The sequence below is a fragment of the Streptomyces morookaense genome, assembly GCF_013030945.1.
Lineage (GTDB): Bacteria > Actinomycetota > Actinomycetes > Streptomycetales > Streptomycetaceae > Streptomyces > Streptomyces morookaensis.
The window spans coordinates 1-19,966 of record NZ_JABBXF010000127.1; the positions used below are offsets into that span (position 1 = coordinate 1).

At 70.2% G+C, this 19,966-nt stretch carries 21 protein-coding genes, 1 other RNA gene and 2 pseudogenes; 6 read left to right on the forward strand and 18 right to left on the reverse strand.

What is annotated here, in order from left to right; all coding sequences use genetic code 11:
* From HG542_RS32700 to HG542_RS32720, 5 genes are all read right to left on the reverse strand, one after another.
* Nucleotides 1-267, reverse strand: a 267-nt coding sequence (locus HG542_RS32700; RefSeq protein ID WP_498063295.1) for an ACT domain-containing protein, incomplete at its 3' end; no start/stop codon positions are given.
* Between the two features lie 331 nt (nucleotides 268-598).
* Nucleotides 599-2,923: a HelD family protein gene (locus HG542_RS32705; RefSeq protein WP_373313244.1), complete on the reverse strand. Its 2,325-nt coding sequence runs from the start codon at nucleotides 2,921-2,923 to the stop codon at nucleotides 599-601.
* A 98-nt stretch (nucleotides 2,924-3,021) separates the two neighbouring features.
* Nucleotides 3,022-3,771: an anti-sigma factor family protein gene (locus HG542_RS32710; protein ID WP_171087923.1), complete on the reverse strand. Its 750-nt coding sequence runs from the start codon at nucleotides 3,769-3,771 to the stop codon at nucleotides 3,022-3,024.
* Nucleotides 3,768-4,307, reverse strand: coding sequence for a sigma-70 family RNA polymerase sigma factor (locus HG542_RS32715; protein ID WP_171087924.1), 540 nt, complete (start codon nucleotides 4,305-4,307; stop codon nucleotides 3,768-3,770). The genes HG542_RS32710 and HG542_RS32715 overlap by 4 nt, the downstream gene beginning before the upstream one ends.
* Nucleotides 4,308-4,396: 89 nt before the next feature.
* The gene (locus HG542_RS32720) at nucleotides 4,397-4,993 is read right to left on the reverse strand and encodes a CGNR zinc finger domain-containing protein (RefSeq protein ID WP_171087929.1); all 597 of its coding nucleotides are present in this window, start codon (nucleotides 4,991-4,993) and stop codon (nucleotides 4,397-4,399) included.
* Nucleotides 4,994-5,567: 574 nt separating this feature from the next.
* Here HG542_RS32720 and HG542_RS32725 point away from each other — a divergent pair.
* The 3 genes from HG542_RS32725 to HG542_RS32735 all read left to right on the forward strand — a co-directional run bounded on the left by HG542_RS32725 (nucleotide 5,568) and on the right by HG542_RS32735 (nucleotide 7,465).
* Nucleotides 5,568-6,449, forward strand: coding sequence for a helix-turn-helix domain-containing protein (locus tag HG542_RS32725; RefSeq protein WP_171087965.1), 882 nt, complete (start codon nucleotides 5,568-5,570; stop codon nucleotides 6,447-6,449).
* A 124-nt stretch (nucleotides 6,450-6,573) separates the two neighbouring features.
* Nucleotides 6,574-6,951 carry a hypothetical protein gene (locus HG542_RS32730; RefSeq protein WP_171087930.1) on the forward strand — a complete coding sequence of 126 codons (378 nt, stop codon included), beginning with the start codon at nucleotides 6,574-6,576 and terminating at the stop codon, nucleotides 6,949-6,951.
* Between the two features lie 328 nt (nucleotides 6,952-7,279).
* Nucleotides 7,280-7,465, forward strand: coding sequence for a DUF397 domain-containing protein (locus HG542_RS32735; protein WP_171087932.1), 186 nt, complete (start codon nucleotides 7,280-7,282; stop codon nucleotides 7,463-7,465).
* A gap of 29 nt (nucleotides 7,466-7,494) precedes the next feature.
* Here HG542_RS32735 and HG542_RS32740 read toward each other — a convergent pair.
* Nucleotides 7,495-7,974 (reverse strand): annotated as a pseudogene (locus HG542_RS32740) (ATP-binding protein); the annotation flags it as partial.
* Between HG542_RS32740 and HG542_RS32745 the strand changes: the two are divergent.
* Together HG542_RS32745 and HG542_RS32750 are read left to right on the forward strand one after the other, a co-directional pair.
* The gene (locus HG542_RS32745; RefSeq protein ID WP_171087933.1) at nucleotides 7,955-8,788 is read left to right on the forward strand and encodes a helix-turn-helix domain-containing protein; all 834 of its coding nucleotides are present in this window, start codon (nucleotides 7,955-7,957) and stop codon (nucleotides 8,786-8,788) included. The pseudogene HG542_RS32740 and the gene HG542_RS32745 overlap by 20 nt on opposite strands.
* A pseudogene (locus HG542_RS32750) lies at nucleotides 8,785-9,015 on the forward strand (DUF397 domain-containing protein); the annotation flags it as partial. The gene HG542_RS32745 and the pseudogene HG542_RS32750, both read left to right, overlap by 4 nt.
* A 107-nt stretch (nucleotides 9,016-9,122) precedes the next feature.
* Here the strand turns inward: HG542_RS32750 and HG542_RS32755 are convergent.
* From HG542_RS32755 to ftsE, 10 genes are all read right to left on the reverse strand, one after another.
* Nucleotides 9,123-9,695, reverse strand: a complete 573-nt coding sequence (locus HG542_RS32755; protein WP_171087938.1) for a hypothetical protein — start codon at nucleotides 9,693-9,695, stop codon at nucleotides 9,123-9,125.
* Nucleotides 9,696-9,772: 77 nt separating this feature from the next.
* Nucleotides 9,773-10,726: a LysR family transcriptional regulator gene (locus HG542_RS32760; RefSeq protein WP_171087940.1), complete on the reverse strand. Its 954-nt coding sequence runs from the start codon at nucleotides 10,724-10,726 to the stop codon at nucleotides 9,773-9,775.
* Nucleotides 10,727-10,892: 166 nt separating this feature from the next.
* Complete coding sequence (locus HG542_RS32765) at nucleotides 10,893-11,030, reverse strand: hypothetical protein (RefSeq protein ID WP_171087941.1); 138 nt, start codon at nucleotides 11,028-11,030, stop codon at nucleotides 10,893-10,895.
* A gap of 140 nt (nucleotides 11,031-11,170) precedes the next feature.
* Nucleotides 11,171-11,539, reverse strand: coding sequence for a hypothetical protein (locus HG542_RS32770; protein WP_171087943.1), 369 nt, complete (start codon nucleotides 11,537-11,539; stop codon nucleotides 11,171-11,173).
* 78 nt (nucleotides 11,540-11,617) lie between these two features.
* Entirely contained in the window at nucleotides 11,618-12,790 is a 1,173-nt protein-coding gene (locus HG542_RS32775) for a hypothetical protein (protein WP_171087944.1), read from the reverse strand.
* Between the two features lie 108 nt (nucleotides 12,791-12,898).
* Nucleotides 12,899-13,268, reverse strand: a transfer-messenger RNA (tmRNA) gene (gene ssrA / locus HG542_RS32780).
* A gap of 103 nt (nucleotides 13,269-13,371) precedes the next feature.
* On the reverse strand, nucleotides 13,372-13,860 hold the full coding sequence (smpB, locus tag HG542_RS32785) for an SsrA-binding protein SmpB (protein WP_171087950.1): 489 nt from the start codon (nucleotides 13,858-13,860) through the stop codon (nucleotides 13,372-13,374).
* Nucleotides 13,861-13,878: 18 nt separating this feature from the next.
* Nucleotides 13,879-15,108: a S41 family peptidase gene (locus tag HG542_RS32790; protein ID WP_171087951.1), complete on the reverse strand. Its 1,230-nt coding sequence runs from the start codon at nucleotides 15,106-15,108 to the stop codon at nucleotides 13,879-13,881.
* A 78-nt stretch (nucleotides 15,109-15,186) separates the two neighbouring features.
* Nucleotides 15,187-16,101, reverse strand: a complete 915-nt coding sequence (ftsX, locus tag HG542_RS32795) for a permease-like cell division protein FtsX (protein WP_171087953.1) — start codon at nucleotides 16,099-16,101, stop codon at nucleotides 15,187-15,189.
* 39 nt (nucleotides 16,102-16,140) lie between these two features.
* Complete coding sequence (gene ftsE / locus HG542_RS32800) at nucleotides 16,141-16,830, reverse strand: cell division ATP-binding protein FtsE (RefSeq protein WP_171087956.1); 690 nt, start codon at nucleotides 16,828-16,830, stop codon at nucleotides 16,141-16,143.
* A gap of 279 nt (nucleotides 16,831-17,109) precedes the next feature.
* Here ftsE and HG542_RS32805 point away from each other — a divergent pair, with 279 nt between their 5' ends.
* Nucleotides 17,110-17,304, forward strand: a complete 195-nt coding sequence (locus tag HG542_RS32805; RefSeq protein WP_171087958.1) for a hypothetical protein — start codon at nucleotides 17,110-17,112, stop codon at nucleotides 17,302-17,304.
* Nucleotides 17,305-17,425: 121 nt separating this feature from the next.
* Here HG542_RS32805 and HG542_RS32810 read toward each other — a convergent pair whose 3' ends face one another.
* Both HG542_RS32810 and prfB read right to left on the reverse strand, forming a co-directional pair.
* Nucleotides 17,426-18,436 (reverse strand): hypothetical protein, encoded by a 1,011-nt coding sequence (locus HG542_RS32810; RefSeq protein WP_171087960.1) that lies wholly within the window; start codon nucleotides 18,434-18,436, stop codon nucleotides 17,426-17,428.
* Nucleotides 18,437-18,649: 213 nt separating this feature from the next.
* Complete coding sequence (prfB, locus tag HG542_RS32815) at nucleotides 18,650-19,756, reverse strand: peptide chain release factor 2 (protein ID WP_171087962.1); 1,107 nt, start codon at nucleotides 19,754-19,756, stop codon at nucleotides 18,650-18,652.
* Between the last annotated feature and the right edge of the window lie 210 nt (nucleotides 19,757-19,966).

Consider the following 19,966-nt stretch of genomic DNA (forward strand, 5'->3'; position numbering starts at 1 on the left):
CAGGAACGTACGGTCCGACACCTTGCCCAGCACCACGCCCTCGATGCCGCGCAGCTTCTCCACGATCTCGTCCGCGTGCTCGGTCGAGGTCGTCGCCATCGTCACGTCGATGCGCAGCTTCTCGTGGCCGGAGGCGGTCACGTCGAGGCCGGTGACCGAACCGCCGGAGGACTCCACGGCCGTGGTGAGCTGGCTGACGGCGGTCCCGCTCGCGGGAACCTCCAGACGGACGGTCATCGAGTACGAGACGCTAGGCGCCGTTGCCATGGCCGCTTTCCTCTGCTTTCCCTGTTCTTTACGTTTTCCCCGTCGCGGGTGCGCGACGTTCGATCGTCGCACCTACTGGCCGGTAGGCGGTAACCGGTCAAGAAGGTGCAAAACACTGCGAAAACCATCAGGGCGCCCCTCGAAGACCGAGGGACGCCCTGTGGAACGTCTGTGACACCGACCCGCCATGCTCGCCTCGCGGCAAGTGGTCGCTCGAAGCGACGAAGGTTGGGCCCGGGGGCTTGGATCGAGCCGGTGCCGTACCCAGGCTAACAAACGCTCTCCCGAAAGTAATTCCTCCGGGGGCGGCCGCCTGGAGAGGACCGCCCGTTCAGTCCCGCAGCAGGTCCGGCACCCCCGCCGCGTCCGGGTCGTCGCGCTCGCCCGAGAGCACCGTCAGCCGCTGGGTGGCGCGGGTGAGCGCCACGTAGAGCACGCGCAGGCCCGCCGGGGACTCGTCCGCGATCTCCGCGGGCGAGACCACGAGCGTGGCGTCGTACTCCAGGCCCTTGGCCTCCAGGCTGCCCAGCACCACCACGCGGTCGCCGAGCCCGGCCACCCACTCGCGCGCCTCGGCGCGACGGCCCATGGGGACGACCACGCCGACCGTGCCGTCCACGTCGGCCAGCAGATGCAGGGCCTCGCGCCGTACGGACGCGCCGAGTTCGGGTCCGGCGACGGTGAACCGGGGCTCCAGGCCCGTCGAGCGCACGGCCCGCGGCGCCTCCATGCCCGGCATCGCCAACGCCAGGACCTTTGCGGCGAGTTCGGCAATTTCGGCCGGGTTGCGGTAGTTCACGGTCAGCTCGAAGCGGCGGCGCGGGCGGGTGCCCAGCGCCTCGTCGCGGGCCTCGGCCGCCTCGTCCGGCGCGGACCACGAGGACTGTGCCGGGTCGCCGACGACCGTCCAGGTTGCGGTACGGCCGCGGCGGCCGACCATGCGCCACTGCATGGGCGTCAGGTCCTGGGCCTCGTCGACGATGACGTGCGCGTAGTCCCGGCGCTCCTCGGCCAGCCGCTCGGCGCGCTCGCGGCGCGACTCCGAGCGCTGGGGCATCAGCTCCTCCAGCCCGGTGAGCTGGTCCAGCGGGTCCGCCTCGCGCGGCCGCTTCGGCCGGGCCGGGACCCCGAGCAGCGCCTCCAGCTCGTCCAGCAGCGCCACGTCGTGCACCGACAGCGGGCCGTGCCCGGTGGCGTCCAGGCGGCGCAGCGAGCGGGCCAGGAGGCGGGTCTCGCGCGGGTTGAGCACCCGGCGCGACCAGCGCGCGAGCCGCTTCTCGTCGGCCATGCAGGCCAGCACGCGGCGCGGGGTGAGCTCGGGCCACCAGGCGTCGAGGAAGGCGGTGAAGTCGTCCTCGGTGGTGATGTCCTCGTCGAAGGCGGAGCGGGCCTCGGCGGCGAGTTCGGGGTCGGTGTAGCGGCGGGGGCCGCCGGCCTTCGACCAGAGGGCGTCGAGGATCAGCCGACGGGCGCGCGGGCGCAGGAGGTTGACCGGGGCGGTGCCGCCGAGGGCGGTGTGCCGGATGCGCTGGAGCTCGTCGGCGTCCAGCTCGATGCGGCCGCCGAAGGCGACGACGCGCAGCCGGCCGGGCTGGTCGGGCGTCTCCAGTGCGCCGCGCACGGCCTTGCGCAGCACCTTGAGCATGCGCGACGAGCCCTTGACGCGGGCGACGGCGGGCTCGTCGTACGTGTCGGCCTCCGCGCCGTCCACCAGGGAGCCGACCGCGCGGATGGCGACCTGGCCCTCCTCGCCGAGCGACGGCAGGACGCCCTCGGTGTAGGCGACGAGCAGCGGGGTCGGGGAGACGACGAGGATGCCGCCCGCGTAGCGCCGGCGGTCCTGGTAGAGCAGGTAGGCCGCGCGGTGCAGGGCCACGGCGGTCTTGCCGGTGCCCGGGCCGCCCTCGACCTCGGTGACGGAGGCGGCGGGGGCGCGGATGACCAGGTCCTGCTCGGCCTGGATGGAGGAGACGATGTCCCGCATGGTGTGGCTGCGGGCCTGGCCGAGGGCGGCCATCAGCGCGCCGTCGCCGACGACGGGCAGGGCGGTGCCGTCGAGGGTGGTGGTCAGCTCGGGGCGCAGCAGGTCGTCCTCGACGCCGAGGACCCGGCGGCCCTTGGAGCGGATGACGCGGCGGCGTACGACCCGGCCGGGCGCGACCGGTGTGGCCCGGTAGAAGGGGGCGGCGGCGGGCGCCCGCCAGTCGATGACCAGCGGCGAGTAGTCGGAGTCCAGGACGCCGATGCGGCCGATGTGCAGGGTCTCGGCGATCTCGGCCCTGCCCTCGCTGACGGCGTCGTCGGCGGGCTCGACGGAGGTGTAGGCACCGTCGGGGCCCTTCTTGCCGTCCTTGCCGAGGAGCAGGTCGATGCGGCCGAAGAGGAAGTCCTCGAACTCGTTGTTCAGCCGGTTGAGGTGCACCCCGGCACGGAACACCTGGGCGTCCCGCTCGGCGAGTGCGCCGGGCGTGCCGACCTGGCCGCGCTTGGCGGCGTCGTCCATGAGGAACTCCGCCTCGCGGATCTTCTCCTCGAGGCGGCGGTACACCCGGTCCAGATGGTGCTGTTCGGCACCGATCTCCCGGTCGCGGACCCCTTCCGGCTCCTTTGCCGGTTCCGTCGCCACCTGCACGTCCGTGGCGTTCTGCGCGGCCACCCAGGCCCCCTTCTGCTGTGCGTAGGGCAGCCGTCAACCGTACGCGAACAGGGGTACTGAGCGCACCTGTCAGGACATGAGGGGTTTGCCACGATGGGTCATACGTTCTGCATGTTGACAGTGGCCAGATGCTGGCCGTCGAGGGTGCGGACCTCGAAGCGCGCGATCTCGTCGCGGTTGAAGGCCGTGCCGCCGTGCGTGTAGAGGGGCTCCCGGCCCCACTTGTCGCCACCCTTGTCGATCCCGTAGCCGGAGGCCGGGACGGCCCAGGTGGTGACGGTCTGCGTCCGGCCGTTCTTGCCGACGGCGACGAGGTCGCAGCTCAGCGGGCCCTTGACGTTGGCGAGCTTGAGGACGACGCGGGTGCCCCAGGGCTTGTCCATGAGCGAGACGGTCACGTCGATGCCGGTGCCGGGGTCGACGGCCCCGTACTTGTCGCCCTCCTGGTACATCTGCTGGGCCATGCTCGTGCCGCTGTGGTCCGGCTCGCCCTCCGCCGTGACGGCGAGGGCCGCCAGCGGTCCGGCGACGATCATCGCGGAGGCCGCGCCGGCCAGGCACACCCGCCGCACCCGCTGTCTGCGGCGGGTCACGGCGACGTGCTCCAGCAGGGCGGGGAGCATCTCGGAGCGGGGCCGGGCCGCGATCGTCGCCTCCTCGTGCGGGGGCATCGACTCCTTGTAGTCGGCGAGGAGCGGGGTCAGGCCCATCAGACCGTCGAGCTCGGCGGCGCACCGGGGACACGCGGCGAGGTGTTCCTCGAAGCGGGCGGCGTCGGCCGCGTCGAGGACGCCGAGTGCATAGGCGCCGACGTCGGTGTGATCGGTGTGCCGTGCCGGCCCTGTCATGGCGTCACCCCTCGTTCCTCGAGCGAGACCTTCATCGAGCGCAGGGCGTAGAAGACCCGGGACCTCACCGTCCCGGGCGGTACGCCCAGCGTCTCTGCCGCCTCGTTCACCGTTCTTCCCTTGAAATAGGTCTCGATCAAGGCCTCCCGGTGGGCTTCGGAGAGATCGCCCAGCGCGTCGGAGATGGTCATCAGGCGCAGCGCCCGGTCGATCTCGTCGGCCGCCGGAATGACGTCCAGCGGCGCCGCGTCGACCTCCTGCGGCCGTGCCTGTCTGCTGCGGTGGCCGTCGATGACGATCCGCCGCGCCACGGTGACCAGCCAGGGCCGGACCGAGGAGGGCGAGCCGCGCAGCCTGTCGGCATTGCGCCAGGCGCGCAGCAGCGTCTCCTGGACGACGTCCTCCGCACGCTGGCGGTCACCGGCCACCAACCGGGAGACGAAGGCGAGGAGCGGGCCCGCGTGCTCCGCGTAGAGAGCCCGCATCAGGTCCTCGTCACGGCTCGTCCTGTCGGCCACGCCCGCATCCTTGCGCACGCGTTCCCCTCGGGTCGAGGGCGTGAACACCCACGGGGTTTCCTTTCAACCCTGGGTACGGGCAGATGGCCGATTCCGTTCAGTTCCGTTCATTCCGCGGCAGCTCCGGCCCGGCGCCGGTGCCGGGCGACCCGCTCCCGGTTGCCGCAGACCTCGCTGGAGCACCAGCGCCTGCGGCGGCCCCGGGAGGTGTCCAGGTAGACCATGGAGCAGTGCTCGCCCGCGCAGCGCCGCAGCCGGCCGCGGGCGACGGCGTCGGTGAGCAGGTCCACCGCGTCCCGGGCGACCTGGCCGAGGAGCGCGCCGCAGTCCGGGGCGCCGGCGAGGCTCCGTACGAGCATGCCGTCCGTGCCCCGGCCGGCCTGCGGGGCGGGCGGTGCGGTGGCGGCGAGCGCGTTGACCCGCTCCAGGTCGGGGTCGGCGGCGCGCCCGTCGACCTCGGCGTGCACCACGCGGTGCAGCAGGTCGCGCGCCGCACGGAACCGCCCGAGCCAGGCCGTGTCCACGGCGTCGAGCGGGGTGCCCGGGGGCACGATCCCGGCGCCGAGCAGCCATGCTCTTAACCGTTCGGGCGTATCGAGCCGGTCCACCTGCTCCTCGCCGCGCCGCCCGTCGACCGTGGCCACCAGATCGAGGCAGAGCCGCCCGGAGTCGAACCGCAGCGCGTAGGCCGTCGCCGCCGCCATGCGCGTCACACCTTTTCCTGTTGGGAGAGTTTCCCCCCGCCGCCCCCAGGGTGCCGGGTCGGGCGCGCGCCCGAAAGGGCTTCGAGATGCCTACGCCCGTACGCCGGGTGGGCGCCGGGCGGTTGACGGAGGGGTGGTGCGGGGTTCGGCGTACGGGTTCGCCCTCTCTTTGGGTTGATTTCCCTGCGGTGGAGGCCAATTGGCGGTCACGGCCCGCCGCATACCCCGCAGGGGGCCACGCGCGCAACGGGCGGGTGATTGCCGGACCTTGAGATCCACTCGCTTCGGCCCGGGATCACGCCGCTGAGCTGCAATGACGCTACGCCGTTCGAGATCGTCGGGCCGTGGCTCCCTGGCTTTGATCATCTTCTCCCCGCTAAAGAGGTACCGGCCCGCTGGCGAGCAGTCGGCGGGCCGCCTGTTCGCCAGGTGGCAATCCGGCCCTCCCAGGCCGACCTGTCCGTCTGAGCGAGCACTGACGACCACACCCCAGACTGCTAACTTGCAGATTGTCAGGGACCCTTGAGGACCTGGCCGTCGGGAAGGACCAGTGATCGTGGCTACTCCAGGAGCCGTGGTACAGCGGCGACAACTGCGCACGGAGCTCAAGAAAGCCCGTGCCAAAGCGGGTCTCACACAGCTCGAAGTGGCTGCACGTATGGACTGGAGCCCCTCAAAGCTCATCAGGATCGAAGCCGGCCAGGTGGGCGTGTCCCGGAATGATCTCCTGGCGCTGCTCACCGCCTACGGTGTGACCGGCCAGGACAAGATCGACTACATCCTCGAACTGGCCCGCGGCAGTCGGAAGATGCCATACCGGGAATACCGCGGTCTGTTCGACAAGCCGACCATGGACCTTCTCGAATACGAGATGGCGGCGTCCATCGTCCGCTCCTTCGAGCCGCTGCTCATTCCTGGCATGCTCCAGACCGAGGAATACATGCGGGCCCTCGCCGTGTCCTACGCGCCGGACATCGCCGGGAACCAGCTCGACCGATTCGTGGAAGCACGGCAGCAGCGACAGGAACTGCTGGAGCGCGCGGAACGCCCCGAATTCTTCTATGTCCTCGACGAAGCGGCGGTCCGCCGCTGGATCGGCGGCCCCAGGGTGATGACAGCGCAGCTGCAGCACCTCAAAGACCTTGCATCCCGGCCCGGCATCTCCATCCAGGTGCTGCCGTTCACCCTGGGCGCCCACCCGGGCCTACGGGGTTCCTTCGTCCTCCTCGAATTCGACGCGGAGATGGACGACATCCTCTACGTGGAGAACAACCCGCTCGCGGAACCCGTCTTCAGTGACGACACCGACAAGACGAGCCGGTTCCTGGAGACGTTCTGGGAACTGGAGCGGCTCGCGCCACGAGAGGACCTCCCCCTCCTGCTGGACCGCGTGATCCAGGAAATGAACGAACCTGCAATGAGCTCCTCACAGGACGAGGCGGAGAGCGAGACGTAGAGGAAACAGTCCCACCGTCGGCAGCGGCCATGAAGAAGCGGGCGACCGGTCACAAGCGGGTTGATATCGGAGCGATTCGTGAAAAGCATAGCCAGCCGGGCGCATACCGACGGGTTGCGGCACCATGGCCGACCATGACGACGGGACCGGTCAGGAACGCGCATCGGGACTGTGGGCCCTCTGGGACATTGTCAGGGAGGTCCTGCGCAGCGTCGTGTCCGACTCACGTCGGACACGCAACCTCATCCTCCTCGTCAACATCACCATGCTGTGCGCCGCGATCTTCGTCGCCGTCGTCGCGGCAGCGCTGCTGACAGTCTGGTTCTGGCTGTCGTCCCACCCCTCCGGCTGGCTGGAGGCCGCAGCGCTGTGCGGCGGCGTGGGAACCGTCGCCGGGGTGCGCTACCTGTACGTGCGCACCCCGCGCCGGGTCAGCGCGACGAGCCGAGGCGGCCGGCGTCGCGGCCGTGACGCAGAGGAAACAGATAGGCCAACCGACTGACCAGGGCCGGTGCGGCCCACCCTGCGGCAAGCATCACCAGCAGCGAAGTCACCACATGAACCGGCACGTTGCCACCGGCCGCAGAGGCCGCGAGCTGCCCGGCCCCCGCCGCTGCGACGCCCGCGGCCAGGACGTACGTGGTCCACAACAGGGCCTTGGCGTTCCGGGGCGGACGGGCTGGAGCCATGGCACCTCCTCCGGCGCGAGGGGGTGAGCCCCCTGACTGAACCAGGCTAGGGGATGGGCCCCGGGGCCGGAACCGTTGGTACAAACGGCACTCCGGAGGGAATACCGACCCTTGGTCGACCGATCCGGGAAGGGGACTCGCATGGGCGATCAGGACTCTCGTCCACGGTGGCGGAAGAGCAGCTTTTCGGGAACCGGGGGGAACTGTCTGGAAGTTGCCTGTGCGGGCCGCACCATTCGAGTGCGTGACTCGAACTCTCCCGAACTCTCAGAGCTCACCTTCCCGGATCCTGCCTGGGCGGAATTCATAGCCGGGTTACGCGGATAGTCCACCGCGAACTCGCACCACACCACCTTGCCGGGGTCGCGCTCGCCGACACCCCACGTGTCGGCGAGCATGTCGACGATCCGGAGCCCGCGCCCGCCGTCGGCCATGGCCTCCGGCGGGAGGAGGCGGGGGCACCCCGCACCGCTGTCGTGCACCTCGATCCGGAAGGTGTGGCTTTCAAGCAGCCACAGATGGACGAGGAAGCCGCGCCCCTGCGGGACTCCATGCCGGAGGGCGTTGGTGGTGAGCTCGCTCATGCAGAGGGCGATGTCACGGGAACGGGATTCGATTTCCCATCGTTTGAGGGTTTCCCTGACGAACTCCCGTGCGGGCGCGATGGCTCGCATGGTGCGGCGATAGAACCGCTTGCGGAACAGGGGGAGTTCGGGTTGCTCGTTCATGCGGCAACGGTTGCAGGGGATTACTAGGGTGGGCCAGTGAGCGGGAGCGTACGGATCCGCGAGTACGACCGGCACTGGGGGCGTTTCCATGCAGAACCACAAGAGCATCAAGCAACAGAACTCGTCCGCGTCGGTCGTCGGGGCACTGCTCGCCAAGCTCCGGAGGAATGCGCAGCTGACGCAGCGCGCGCTCGCGGAGCTTTTGTGTGTGCACGAAGAGACCATCGCATCGATCGAGCAAGGGCGACGGAGCCTGCTGCCGGACTTGGCGGAGCAGCTGGATCGCATCCTGGCCACCGGGGGCGTGCTCGCAGTTGCTGTGGAAAGCGCCACCAAGAGCGAGAAGAGCGAGAACTTCCCGCTACGGGCACAGGAGTTCATGTGGTTCGAGCGGAAGGCAATCAACCTCTCGTCCTACGAAACCGTGGTGGCTCCTGGACTACTTCAAACAGAGGCTTACGCCCGCTCGGTCTTCCGTACCGCAACGCCAGCCGTCAGCGAGGAAGAGGTCGAGCGACGCGTGACGGCCCGCTTGGAGCGTCAGGCCGTTCTGCACCGCGAAACGCCCGTTATGGCCAACTTCATCATCTCGGAGGCCATCGTACTGAGCGGGCTGGGCGGACCGCAGGTCCGGCGGGGCCTGCTCCAACACCTGCTTAACTGCGCAGACCTCCCCGGCATCTCCGTCCAAGTCCTGGAGCTCCGGTGCGATTCTCACGCTGGACTGAGCGGCCCCTTCGTTCTGTTGGAGACTCCTGAGCATCAACTGCTCGCCTACACCGAGGCGCAGCGCACCAGCCGCATCATCGCCGACCGAGATGAGGTCAGCGCCCTCGCACAAAAGTATGGAATGCTGCGAACGCAAGCTCTCAACATCCGGCAGACTCAAGATCTGCTGAAACGGCTGCTAGGGGAGTCATGAACGGCGCGCAGCCCGAGTTACCGCGGTGGTTCAAGTCGAGCTTCAGCGGCGAAGACAACGACAACTGCATCGAAGTCGCCTACAGGTGGCGCAAGTCCAGCCGCAGCGCAAGCGAAGGCGGCGCCTGCGTCGAAGTGGCCTCCGCCCCCGCCACGGTCCTCGTCCGGGACTCCAAGGTCCCGGACGGTCCGCGCCTGGCGCTCACCCCCGCCGCGTGGGCGGCCTTCGCCCGCTCCCTCCAGAGCGTGCCGCGCCCCGTAAGGGGCGCGGGGAACTGCGCGAGCAACCACAGCCGGCCCGCAGCCGACGTACCGCGCCCCCACGGGGCACCCCGCTAGGACACCCGGGCAACGCTCAGGATCACGCTCGGGATCAGCGGCCCCTCACTCGGCTGGGTCGCGTCGAACTTGACGTCATCCCCCTTGGCCTTGACCCGCAGGACATCCCCCGCCTTGAGCGGGGTGACCGTCTGGGCCACGACGACATGCGTGCTGTGCGCAGCAGCCTGGCACAGACGGACACTACTGTTCGGCACGTCCTGGTCGTTGACGTTGAACCACGTATCCGCGCAGCCCCGCGTCGGGTCCTTGCCGCGCTGGACGCCGCCTTCCTCGGTGAAGACCTGGGGGGCGACGACGATCATGTACATACCGTCGTGCTCCACGGTGACCGAGTCCCGGGTGGCCGTGAGGCCGTGGATGCCGTCCACGTGCTCGAACTGCACGGCCTTCACGTTGCCGTTCTGCTCCTGGTCGATGCCGGAGGACAGCTGGGCGAAGTCCGAGCCGCCGTGCGCGGCGAAGGACGGCGGCGGCGGAGTCGCCTTCCCGGTGCCTGCGGTCACAGCGACAGCGGCCACGGCGGCGGCTGTCGCCGCGAGCGCGGCGAAGGTGCGGGGCGCGAACACAGGGAGCCTCCCATGCGGATACCCGAAAGAAACGGCTATAACGTATTGGCGCCGGATGCCCGATGTGAACCGGAACGTCAGTCCACCGCTTCACCCGGCGGCAGCCAGAAATCCGTTGCGGGGCGCGCAAGCCAACCCCGCCCCGCCGCCGCGCGGCGCAACACGTCGAGCCCCGTATGCCGCAACCCCTTCCGCCACACCATCGCCACCGGCGACAACGGCACCGGGTCGACCAGTGGTCTCAGCACCATCCCCGGCACCGCGATGAACTCCTCGCTCGCCAGCACCGACCAGCCCCGTTTACGCACCACGCGCACGAACTCCTCCTCCCCCTCCAGCCCGGGGAAGGGCTCGGCCATCCGGATCCCGCGCCCGGCGAAGAGCAGTTCGGCGAGCCGCGTCCACTCGGCGGTGGCCTCGTTCCCGGCGGCGGCGTAGAGCGTCTGGCCGCGCAGGGCGGCGAGCGGGACCGTCTCCCGTTCCGCGAGCGGATGATCGTCCGGCAGCAGGACGGCCATCCGCTCCAGCCGTACGGGCAGGTGCTCCAGCCCGGCGCGCACATCGGCCGGCAGGCCGCTGAACCAGCCGAAGGAAACGTCGAGCCGACCGCTCAGAATGTCGCGCGCCGCACCGGTCAGCCCGCTGTGGAAACGGGTGACCAGTTCGACGTCCGGGGGCGCGGTTTCCCGCGCCCGGGTGAGCACCCGGTGCCCGGTCGTCATCGTCCCGCCGGTGTCGACGAGCAGGGGCCGGTCGCTCTCCCCCGCGCAGGCCGCCGCCAACTCCTCGTAGGCGGCGAGCACTCGGCGCGCGTACGGCAGCAGCCGCACACCGTCGGCGGTGAGCGTCACACTCCGCGTGGTACGGACGAACAGCTCGGCGCCCAGCCGCTGTTCCACCCGCCGGACGTCCCGGCTGAGCGCCTGCTGGGCCACGTACAGCCGAGCGGCCGCACGCGTGAAGTGCAGCTCCTCGGCCACGGCGACGAATGCGCGCAGCAGGCGCGGTTCTATGTCGATGTCATGGGGCACGCAGGGCAGTCAACAACACAGGTGCGTGAATGCCCACTGATCAGGTGTTGGACCAGGGGGGCGGGCAGCGGCGACCGTAGAGACATGATCCGGTTTCTCGCCTTCCCGCCTCGGTACGCCCCGCAGCCACGACGCCGACTGCGCCTCTTCCGGCGCATGGCCGTCCTCAACCGGACCAGGTGATCCGGACGACGTAGACCCGCTGCCGGTGCTCGAACTTCTGGTACCAGACGATCAGCCGGTCCGTGCTGATCGACCGTAGCTTGCGCGGGTTCTGCTCGTCGTAGTCGTCCCCGGCTTCCATCCGCAGCTCGGCCAGGTCCAGCAGACCACGGACGATCCGGTCGACCTCGGCTCGGGCGTCGGCCGGAAGACCCGCAGCGACCTGCTCCTCATCCGGGACGAACTCGCAGTGCCAACCATCCGGCTCCGGACGTCCGTCAGTCAGCCAAGTCCGATCTCCTTCTCGGCAGCAGCCAGAATTCCGGCGATCTCGCGTTGCGCGTCCAGGACCTGCTCGTCGCTCGATGAAGGGTCGTCGGCAACCTGCTCAGCCACACGTAGCGCAGCAGCCCGCGCGGGCCGGCGCTCGACAGCCACGAACATGGCCCACTTGATCAGGAACGTCCGCATCCAGCCGATGGAGCCCGTCCGGACGGCCTGGTCGAATGCCTCGCCGAGCTCCCTGTCGTACTGGGCCAGGTTCAGCGGCCGGATGTGCCGCACCGCCTCGCGAAGGGCCTCGCGCGTCATCGCAGGCTGCGGGATGAGCGCATCGGCCCCCTCCCCCGGCTCCACAGGCTGTGCACTCATGCTGGGCCTCCTGAGAACCACATGCTGTCGGCAGCCTATCCGGCCACGCCCCCGCACGCTCCCACTCCGGGCCCCGTCTCAGCCCCCGCGGAGCGCCCGGCGCCGCCGCCGTATCAGCACCACACCTGCCACCGCCACAACACCCGCCACCCCGCCAGCAGTTGCCCCGGCAATCACGGCCGTGTCGTCGAAACCGCTCGCCTCCGCGCGGCGTTCGAGACCGGCCACGAGCAGGTGGCCGGTCCGTTTCACCCGCCCGTGATGGCTTATGACCGTCACGGGATACCGGCCGCTCGCCAGGTCGTCCTTCAGGCGGGCCGGGCCGAAGTAGCGGGGGTCGTCGCCGTCGCCGGCCTTGCTGTCGTCGCGGCGCAGCGGGACCGGCTGTTCGAAGGCGGGGGACGTCGCGGTCAGGCGGTCCTCCTCGCCCGGATCGGGGGACGCGTCGCGCCACAGCACATTGACGGTGCCGCCGGCCGTCGCCCGGTGGCCGCCCGTGCGGGCGGCATCGGGGTGAGCGGCCGGGGCGAAGAAGGCCGGGCCGCGGGGGTGGCCGACGTAGTCGCGGTCGCCGGGCCGGGCGGCCCGTATCACCAGGGGCTTCTCGCCGACGGTGCGGCCGCGCCCGTCGGTCAGCGTGACCTTGTACGTGCCGTCCTTGACCGTGGCCGGCAGCGTCACCAGGGCGGTGAACATCCGCGGGTTGTTCCAGTCGCCGCCCTCCGCGTCGTGGACGAGCCGGACCGGCGCCCGGAAGGCGGGCGAGGAGGCGGTGAAGACGTCGCCCGTCTCGCCGGGCCACAGGTCGTCGTACGAGATGCCCTGCCGCTCGCCGGGGCGCAGCACCTCCCCCTCGGACGCCACCTGGAAAACCGGCCGCTGGGCCGCCTTGACCTCGACGTTCTCCTCGGCGACGACCTTGCCGCCCGCGTACACGCGCAGCGGGTACGAGCCGGGCCGGACGGTCATCGCGACGGCGGGCCGCGCGTGGTGACCGCGCTCGCCGTGGTGACGGTAGGGGCTGAGGCGCACGCGCCGGGGGAAGACCGGTGAGGTCACCGTGACGTCGCCGTGGGCGCGGACGCCCTGGACGTCGATGTCGATCAGTTCGCCGGGACGGTTGTCGAAGGCGCCGTTGAGCAGCAGGTGCACCCCTCCCTGCCCGTCTCCGGCCCAGGCCCCGGGGGAGGCGCCCAGCCACAGCGCTCCCGCACCACTCAGGACGACCACTGCCGTGCGCATACGGTTCACGGCGACACCCCCTTGTCGTTCTGTTAAGAGGGGTGGGAGCGGCCCGAGGTTGCATACGACGAAGGCCCCGTCACCGGTGCGGTGACGAGGCCTCTGCCCACATGGGATGAGTGGAGATGGCGGGAATCGAACCCGCGTCCAACGGTGCAGAATCAGGGCTTCTCCGAGCGCAGTCCGCTGCGATTTTCTCGGCCCCGGAGATCACACGGACAAGTCTCCGACGGGCTCAGTCACTGTTTGGTTTCCCACCAGGTCCCGTGACCGGACCTAGTGGTTTAGTTCCCTAGCTGATGCCAGGATCCGGGTCGGGAACAGCCCCGGGCTGACACTTCGCAGGTCGCTACTTAGGCAGCGAGGGCGAAGGAATCGCGCTTGGTGTTGGCGATTATTGGTTGCGACATATGGTTTACGAGATCATTGCCGCTTCCTCGGCTCGCTTCCCCTGCTTCGACATCCGCTGTCGAAACCGATCATCCCCATGTTGTGTTTTCAAGCTGCGCAGCCGGTCTCCCGGCTGTGCGGAGCCCATCGTACGTGACCAACGCCCGACGGTGCCAGCGAATTCCCACGAAGTGGGGACGCTACGCCGCGCGGGCCCGCTGCCGCCTGCGCGCCGATGCGATCGCACGGTCCGACTCGCGCCGGTCCTGCTTCTCGCGGAGCGTCTGCCGCTTGTCGTACTCCTTCTTGCCCTTGGCCAGGGCGATCTCGACCTTGGCCCGGCCGTCCTTGAAGTACAGGGCCAGCGGCACGATCGTGTGCCCCGACTCCTGCGCCTTGGACTCCAGCTTGTCGATCTCCATGCGGTGCATGAGGAGCTTCCGCTTGCGGCGGGCGGTGTGGTTCGTCCACGTCCCCTGGCTGTACTCGGGGATGTGCACGTTGTGCAGCCACGCCTCATGCCCGTCGATCTGCACGAAGCCGTCGACCAGGGACGCGCGGCCCTGGCGCAGCGACTTGACCTCGGTGCCCGTGAGCACCAGGCCGCACTCGTAGGTGGTCAGGAGGTGGTAGTCGTGCCGCGCCTTCTTGTTCTGCGCGATCAGCTTGCGACCTGTCTCTTTAGCCATAGCGCTGTCATTCTCGCACTACGCCCCGCCCCCGAGGCCAGCGAATACTGTGCGGGCCCGCTCCTCGGCGTCGTCCTGGGCGATCACGTCGGGCGCGATGCCGACGCCGTCGACGGCGTGGCCGTCGGGAGTGCGGTAGTGGCCCACGGTCAGCTCGGCGACGGAGCCGTCGGCCAGCCGGCTCGGCAGCTGCACGGAGCCCTTGCCGAAGGTGCGGCTGCCCACCAGCACGGCGCGGCCGCGGTCCTGGAGCGCGCCGGCCAGCAGCTCGGCGGCGCTCATGGTGCCGCCGTCGACGAGGACGACCAGCGGTCTGCGGGTGTCCCCGCCGCGCTCGGCCCGCAGCACACAGCGGCGCCCGCGCAGGTCGTACGTGGCCACCACCCCGCCGTCGAGGAAGGCGGAGGCGGCCGAGACGGCCTCGGAGACCAGCCCGCCCGGGCTGCCGCGGAGGTCGAGCAGGATCCCCTCCCCCGGCTCCGCCTCCTGCACCGCGTCGCGGATGCGCGCCCCGGCGCCCTTCACGAGGGGGCCGACCCTGATCCGGGTGAGGGGGCCGCCGGGCCCGTCCGGCCGGTCGACGACGACGCTCTCGGTGACCAGACGCTCACGGAGCAGCGTGCGCTCCCATGCACGGCTCCCGCGCTGCAGACCGAGGCGCACGGGCGTGCCCGGGCGCCCCGCACCCCAGGCCTTGTCGCCGCGCAGCCGGGCGACCACGTCCGTCACCGGGCGGCCGGTGACGTCGTCGCCGTCGACGGTGCGCAGCCGGTCGCCGGCGGTGATGCCGGCACGTGCGGCGGGGCTGCCCGGCCGCACCTCCTCGATCTCCATCCGGCCGCCGCTGCCGCGCCGCGCGGACAGGCCGACGCCGACATAGGCGCCGTCCAGGGCGCGTTCGAAGCCCTCGTACTCGGCGGCCGTGTAGACCGAGCTCCAGCGGTCGCCGCTGCGGCTGACCACCTCGGAGGCCGCCGCGGAGCCGGACTTGCCGTCCGCGACGGCCTGTTGGGCGGCGGCCTCGACGGCCCGGTCGTCCACGGGCCCGCCGGGGGCGGTGAGCGGAGGAGGGTGATCGGCATCACTGCCGGAGGCCTCGCGGTGGCGGGCCGGGTTGCGGGCGTCCTGCGGGCCCGTCGCCCAGGAACCGGCGGCCGCGCCCGTCGCGAGCACTCCCACGAAGACGAGGGTCAGCGCCGCCGCGCGGCCGGCGCGGCGCTGCGGTACGAACATCGTCGGCCCCGGCATGAGCGGGAGTCTAGGACACCGAAGGGCGCCGTACGGAGAGTTGACCGTACGGCGCCCGTGGCGATCGTCCGGCGCGCGTTACACCTTGAGGTACTTGCGGAGCGCGACGAACGCCGCCAGCGCCGGCATCAGCAGACCAATGGCCAACACAAGCGGAAGCTTGGCCAGAACCGCGTCCCAGCCGATGAACTGGATCACGTCGATGTGGTGCGCGAGCCAGTTGTTCACCAGGAACTCCTGGCCGCAGACGAGCAGTACGCACGCGAAGCCGGCGCCCAGCAGCCCGGCGAAGGCGGCCTCCATGATGAACGGAATCTGGATGTAGAAGCTGGACGCACCGACCAGCCGCATGATCCCGGTCTCCCGGCGGCGGCTGAACGCGGAGACGCGGACCGTGTTGACGATCAGCATCAGCGCGACGACGAGCATCAGGCCCATCACGCCGAGCGCCGCGAAGTTCATGCCGTTGAGGAGATTGAAGAGGTTCTCCAGCAGGGTCTTCTGGTCCTGTACCTCCTGCACGCCCGGCCGTTGGGAGAACGCACTGGAGATGACCGCATATTTGGACGGGTCCTTGAGTTTGACGCGGAAGGATTCCTGCATCTGGTCCGGGGTGAGCGAACCGGCGATCGGGGAGGACTTCCCGAACTGTTCCTTGTAGTGCTTGTAGGCCTCGTCCGCCGTCTCGAACTGGACTTTCTGGACGACCGGCATCTTCTCCAGGTCGGCCTTGATCTGCTTCTTCTGGTCATCGGTGACGGCGCCCTTGGCGCAGGCCGGCTGCGACTCGACGTCGTTCTTGTTGCAGAGGAAGATCGAGACGTTGACCTTGTCGTACCAGTAGCCCTTCATCGTGCTGACCTGCTCGCGCATGAGCAGGGAACCGCCGAACAGGGCGAGCGAGAGGGCGACGGACACGATCACCGCGAAGGTCATCGTGAGATTGCGGCGGAGACCGACACCGATCTCCGACAGGACGAACTGGGCGCGCATGGCGTCTTCTCAGTCCCTTTCAGTGCCGTGCAGAGCCGATCAGTGCTGGTAGCCGTAGACGCCGCGCGACTGGTCGCGCACGAGACGGCCCTGCTCGAGTTCGATGACGCGCTTGCGCATCTGGTCGACGATCTGCTGATCGTGGGTGGCCATGATCACCGTGGTGCCGGTCCGGTTGATCCGGTCCAGCAGTTTCATGATGCCGACGGAGGTCTGCGGGTCCAGGTTGCCGGTCGGCTCGTCGGCGATCAGCAGCAGCGGACGGTTGACGAACGCCCGGGCGATCGCGACGCGCTGCTGCTCACCACCGGAGAGCTCGCCGGGCATCCGCTCCTCCTTGCCGCCCAGCCCGACCAGTTCGAGCACCTGCGGCACGGCCTTGCGGATCTCGCCGCGCGGCTTGCCGATCACCTCCAGCGCGAAGGCGACGTTCTGGCTGACGGTTTTGTTGGGCAGCAGCCGGAAGTCCTGGAAGACGGTGCCCAACTGGCGTCGCATCTGCGGCACTTTCCAGTTGGAGAGCCGGGAGAGGTCCTTCCCGAGCACATGGACCTGGCCGTGGCTGGCCCGCTCCTCCCGCAGCAGCAGCCGCAGAAAAGTGGATTTTCCGGAACCCGAGGACCCGACCAGGAAGACGAACTCGCCTTTCTCGATCTCGAGCGAGACGTCGCGGAGCGCCGGACGGTTCTGCTTCGGGTAGGACTTGGAGACGTTGTCGAATCGGATCACGAGTGCACCACGCTGCGACCTGGGGAGAGAGCGGCACGGAACGCCGCGTTCGCGGCTCCGTCGGTGTGCGTGACCATACGCGAACCACCGGTGCACGCGCAGTCGGCATCCGGGTTCGGCGTGAGTTGTCACGTTTCTGACCGACTCCACGGGCCCCGGAACGCGGCCGGCGGGTGCTTCACCGGAGCGGACGCGCCGGACGGCGGAAAAGCTGGCAGAGTGGTAAGGGGAACCGCGTGGCCGTCCCGCGCGTTGGACATACCGAAGGAAGGAAATCGCATGACATGCGACCGACTGGTGTGCGCCAACTGCGCGGCCCCCGTCAACGAGGGCCGTTGTCCGGTGTGCCGGGCCAGCCGTGAGCGGCTGCAGCAGCAGGAAGGCGTTCTCGGCGCACTGACCCCGGCGGCATTGCTCGTCCTGCTGGTGGCATTGGTCGCGGTTGCCGTACTCGCCCGCAGCTTCGCGGGGTGAGCGCGCGATTACGCGCAGACATTTTTCCGGATTCTCCGGCGGTATTTCCCTGGGGGGAGTGCAGTGAGGCCCGGAGTGCGCGGCGCGCGCTCCGGGCCTTCGTGCTGCGGGGAGGCCGTCGTCAGGCGGCCGTGCCGCGGTTGATCAGGCGCGGGAGCATCCGGAAGCCGATGCCGCCGGCGATCATCACCGCGGCGCCGGTCACCAGGAAGGCCGTCTGACCGGCACCGGTCTGGGCCAGCTCACCGGTCTGCGCGAGCTCCTCCTTGGGCTTGCTCTGCTGGACCGGCTGGGCGCCGGCGTTGTCCGGGCCCGGGTTGTTGTTGCCGCCACCGGTGGCCGCGGCGCCGTTGTTGCAGTTGGCGCTGTCGGTGTCGACGGGGCAGGTGTGGGCGTCGTCGGAGCCGCCGGTGGCGGTGCCGCCCGTGGCGTTGCCGCCGGTGGAGCCGTGGTCGCCGGAGCCGCCCGTGGAGCCGGAGCCACCGGTCGTGCTGCCGCCCGAGGTGCTGCCGCCGGTCGTGGTGCCGGAGGAGCTGCCGCCCGTGGTGGAGCCGCCCGTGGTCGTACCGGAGGTGCTGCCGCCGGTCGTGGTGCCGCCCGTGGTCGTACCGGACGTGCTGCCGCCGGTCGTGGAGCCGCCCGTGGTCGTACCGGACGTGCTGCCGCCCGTGGTCGTGCCCGAGGTGCTGTCGCCGCCGGTCGAACCGGAGGTGCTGCCACCCGTCGTCGTACCCGACGTGCTGCCGCCCGTCGTGGTGCCGCTCGTGCTGCCGCCGGTCGTGGTGCCGCCCGTCGTCGTGCCCGAGGTGCTGTCGCCGCCGGTCGAACCGGAGGTGCTGCCGCCCGTCGTGGTGCCCGACGTGCTGCCGCCGGTCGTGGTGCCGCTCGTGCTGCCGCCCGTCGTCGTACCGGACGTGCTGCCGCCCGTCTGGCCGCCGGTCGGCTGCGGGATGGAGGTCGGGTTGCCCGTGGGGTCCGTCGTGGGGTCGGTGTGGACGCTCACGTCGATGCCGGGGACGGACACGTCCACCCCGGCGGCCGCGGCCGCGCCCGCGGCCGTCAGCGACGCGCCCGCGGCCATCACGGCACCCGCCGCTATTCGCGCGACGCGCAGCCGAGTTGTCTTCGTCATCTGCCTGCTACCCCCTGTAGCCGATCTCGTCGATGGAGCAGCTATGCACAGGGCCGTGGCTGTCTGGGGGTCGCGTGACCGAACCGGCGATCGGAACGCCGGGACGCCTACCCCCCGTCACACGCGCCCCAGTGATACGCATGCCGGGCGCAAGCCTTGCGATTTTCGGGGGCGGCGTCAAGCCGGAACGATCCGGCCCGACGCCGTTGCCGGTTACTTCTCCTGCTGCTTGCGCCAGCGGATGCCGGCCTCGATGAAGCCGTCGATCTCGCCGTCGAGAACGGCCTGCGGGTTGCCGACCTCGAACTCGGTGCGCAGGTCCTTGACCATCTGGTACGGGTGCAGGACGTACGAACGCATCTGGTTGCCCCACGAGCCGCCGCTGTCGCCCTTCAGGGCGTCCATCTTGGCCTGCTCCTCCTGGCGGCGGCGCTCCAGGAGCTTGGCCTGGAGGACGTTCATCGCGGTCGCCTTGTTCTGGATCTGCGAGCGCTCGTTCTGGCAGGAGACGACGATGCCGGTCGGAAGGTGCGTCAGGCGCACGGCCGAGTCGGTGGTGTTGACGCCCTGGCCGCCGGGGCCGGAGGAGCGGTAGACGTCGACGCGCAGCTCGGACTCGTCGATCTCGACGTGGTCGGTCTGCTCGACGACCGGCAGCACCTCGACGCCGGCGAAGGACGTCTGGCGGCGGCCCTGGTTGTCGAACGGCGAGATGCGCACCAGGCGGTGCGTGCCCTGCTCGACGGAGAGGGTGCCGTAGGCGTACGGGACCTGGACGGCGAAGGTGGTCGACTTGATGCCGGCCTCTTCGGCGTACGAGGTCTCGTAGACCTCGGTCTTGTAGCCGTGGCGCTCGGCCCAGCGCAGGTACATGCGCTGCAGGCGCTCGGCGAAGTCGGAGGCGTCGACGCCGCCGGCCTCGGCGCGGATGTTGACCAGGGCCTCGCGGGAGTCGTACTCGCCGGAGAGGAGGGTACGGACCTCCATCTCGTCCAACGCCTTGCGGACGGCGGCGAGCTCGGTCTCGGCCTCGGCGCGGGTGTCCGCGTCGTCCTCGGCCTCGGCGAGCTCGAAGAGCACGCCCAGGTCGTCGATGCGGCCGCGCAGCGTCTCCGCCTTGCGGAGCTCCGCCTGGAGGTGCGACAGCTGACTGGTGATCTTCTGTGCCGCCTCGGGGTCGTCCCAGAGGGACGGGGCGGCCGCCTGCTCCTCGAGCACGGCGATGTCGGCCCTCATCTTGTCGAGGTCCAGGACGGCCTCGATCGACCCCATGGTGGAGGAGAGGGACTTCAGCTCTTCGGATACATCAACGACTGCCACGCACCCCAGCGTAACGGCTGCGCCGGGCTACCAGGTCCGCGCGGGGGCGGGGCCCGCTGCGCGGAGGCCCGTTTCGGGGCCCGCAACGGGGGTGGGCCCGTTGCTTCACCTCCGCCGCGACGGCGGGACGCCCCACGGCGGTGACCGGCGGTGCCGAACCGCCCTCGGCCGACTACGGCTCCGTATGCGTCCGGTGGACGCCCGGCTTGG

Excerpts from the sequence above, each read along its gene's own strand:
- HG542_RS32710 (WP_171087923.1), bottom strand. The coding sequence starts at position 3,771 with ATGACAGGGCCGGCACGGCACACCGATCACACCGACGTCGGCGCCTAT.
- HG542_RS32720 (WP_171087929.1), bottom strand. The coding sequence starts at position 4,993 with ATGGCGGCGGCGACGGCCTACGCGCTGCGGTTCGACTCCGGGCGGCTC.
- HG542_RS32730 (WP_171087930.1), top strand. The coding sequence starts at position 6,574 with ATGGCCGACCATGACGACGGGACCGGTCAGGAACGCGCATCGGGACTG.
- HG542_RS32735 (WP_171087932.1), top strand. The coding sequence starts at position 7,280 with ATGGGCGATCAGGACTCTCGTCCACGGTGGCGGAAGAGCAGCTTTTCG.
- HG542_RS32745 (WP_171087933.1), top strand. The coding sequence starts at position 7,955 with ATGCAGAACCACAAGAGCATCAAGCAACAGAACTCGTCCGCGTCGGTC.
- HG542_RS32765 (WP_171087941.1), bottom strand. The coding sequence starts at position 11,030 with ATGGAAGCCGGGGACGACTACGACGAGCAGAACCCGCGCAAGCTACGG.
- HG542_RS32770 (WP_171087943.1), bottom strand. The coding sequence starts at position 11,539 with ATGAGTGCACAGCCTGTGGAGCCGGGGGAGGGGGCCGATGCGCTCATC.
- smpB (WP_171087950.1), bottom strand. The coding sequence starts at position 13,860 with ATGGCTAAAGAGACAGGTCGCAAGCTGATCGCGCAGAACAAGAAGGCG.
- HG542_RS32790 (WP_171087951.1), bottom strand. The coding sequence starts at position 15,108 with ATGCCGGGGCCGACGATGTTCGTACCGCAGCGCCGCGCCGGCCGCGCG.
- ftsX (WP_171087953.1), bottom strand. The coding sequence starts at position 16,101 with ATGCGCGCCCAGTTCGTCCTGTCGGAGATCGGTGTCGGTCTCCGCCGC.
- HG542_RS32805 (WP_171087958.1), top strand. The coding sequence starts at position 17,110 with ATGACATGCGACCGACTGGTGTGCGCCAACTGCGCGGCCCCCGTCAAC.
- HG542_RS32810 (WP_171087960.1), bottom strand. The coding sequence starts at position 18,436 with ATGACGAAGACAACTCGGCTGCGCGTCGCGCGAATAGCGGCGGGTGCC.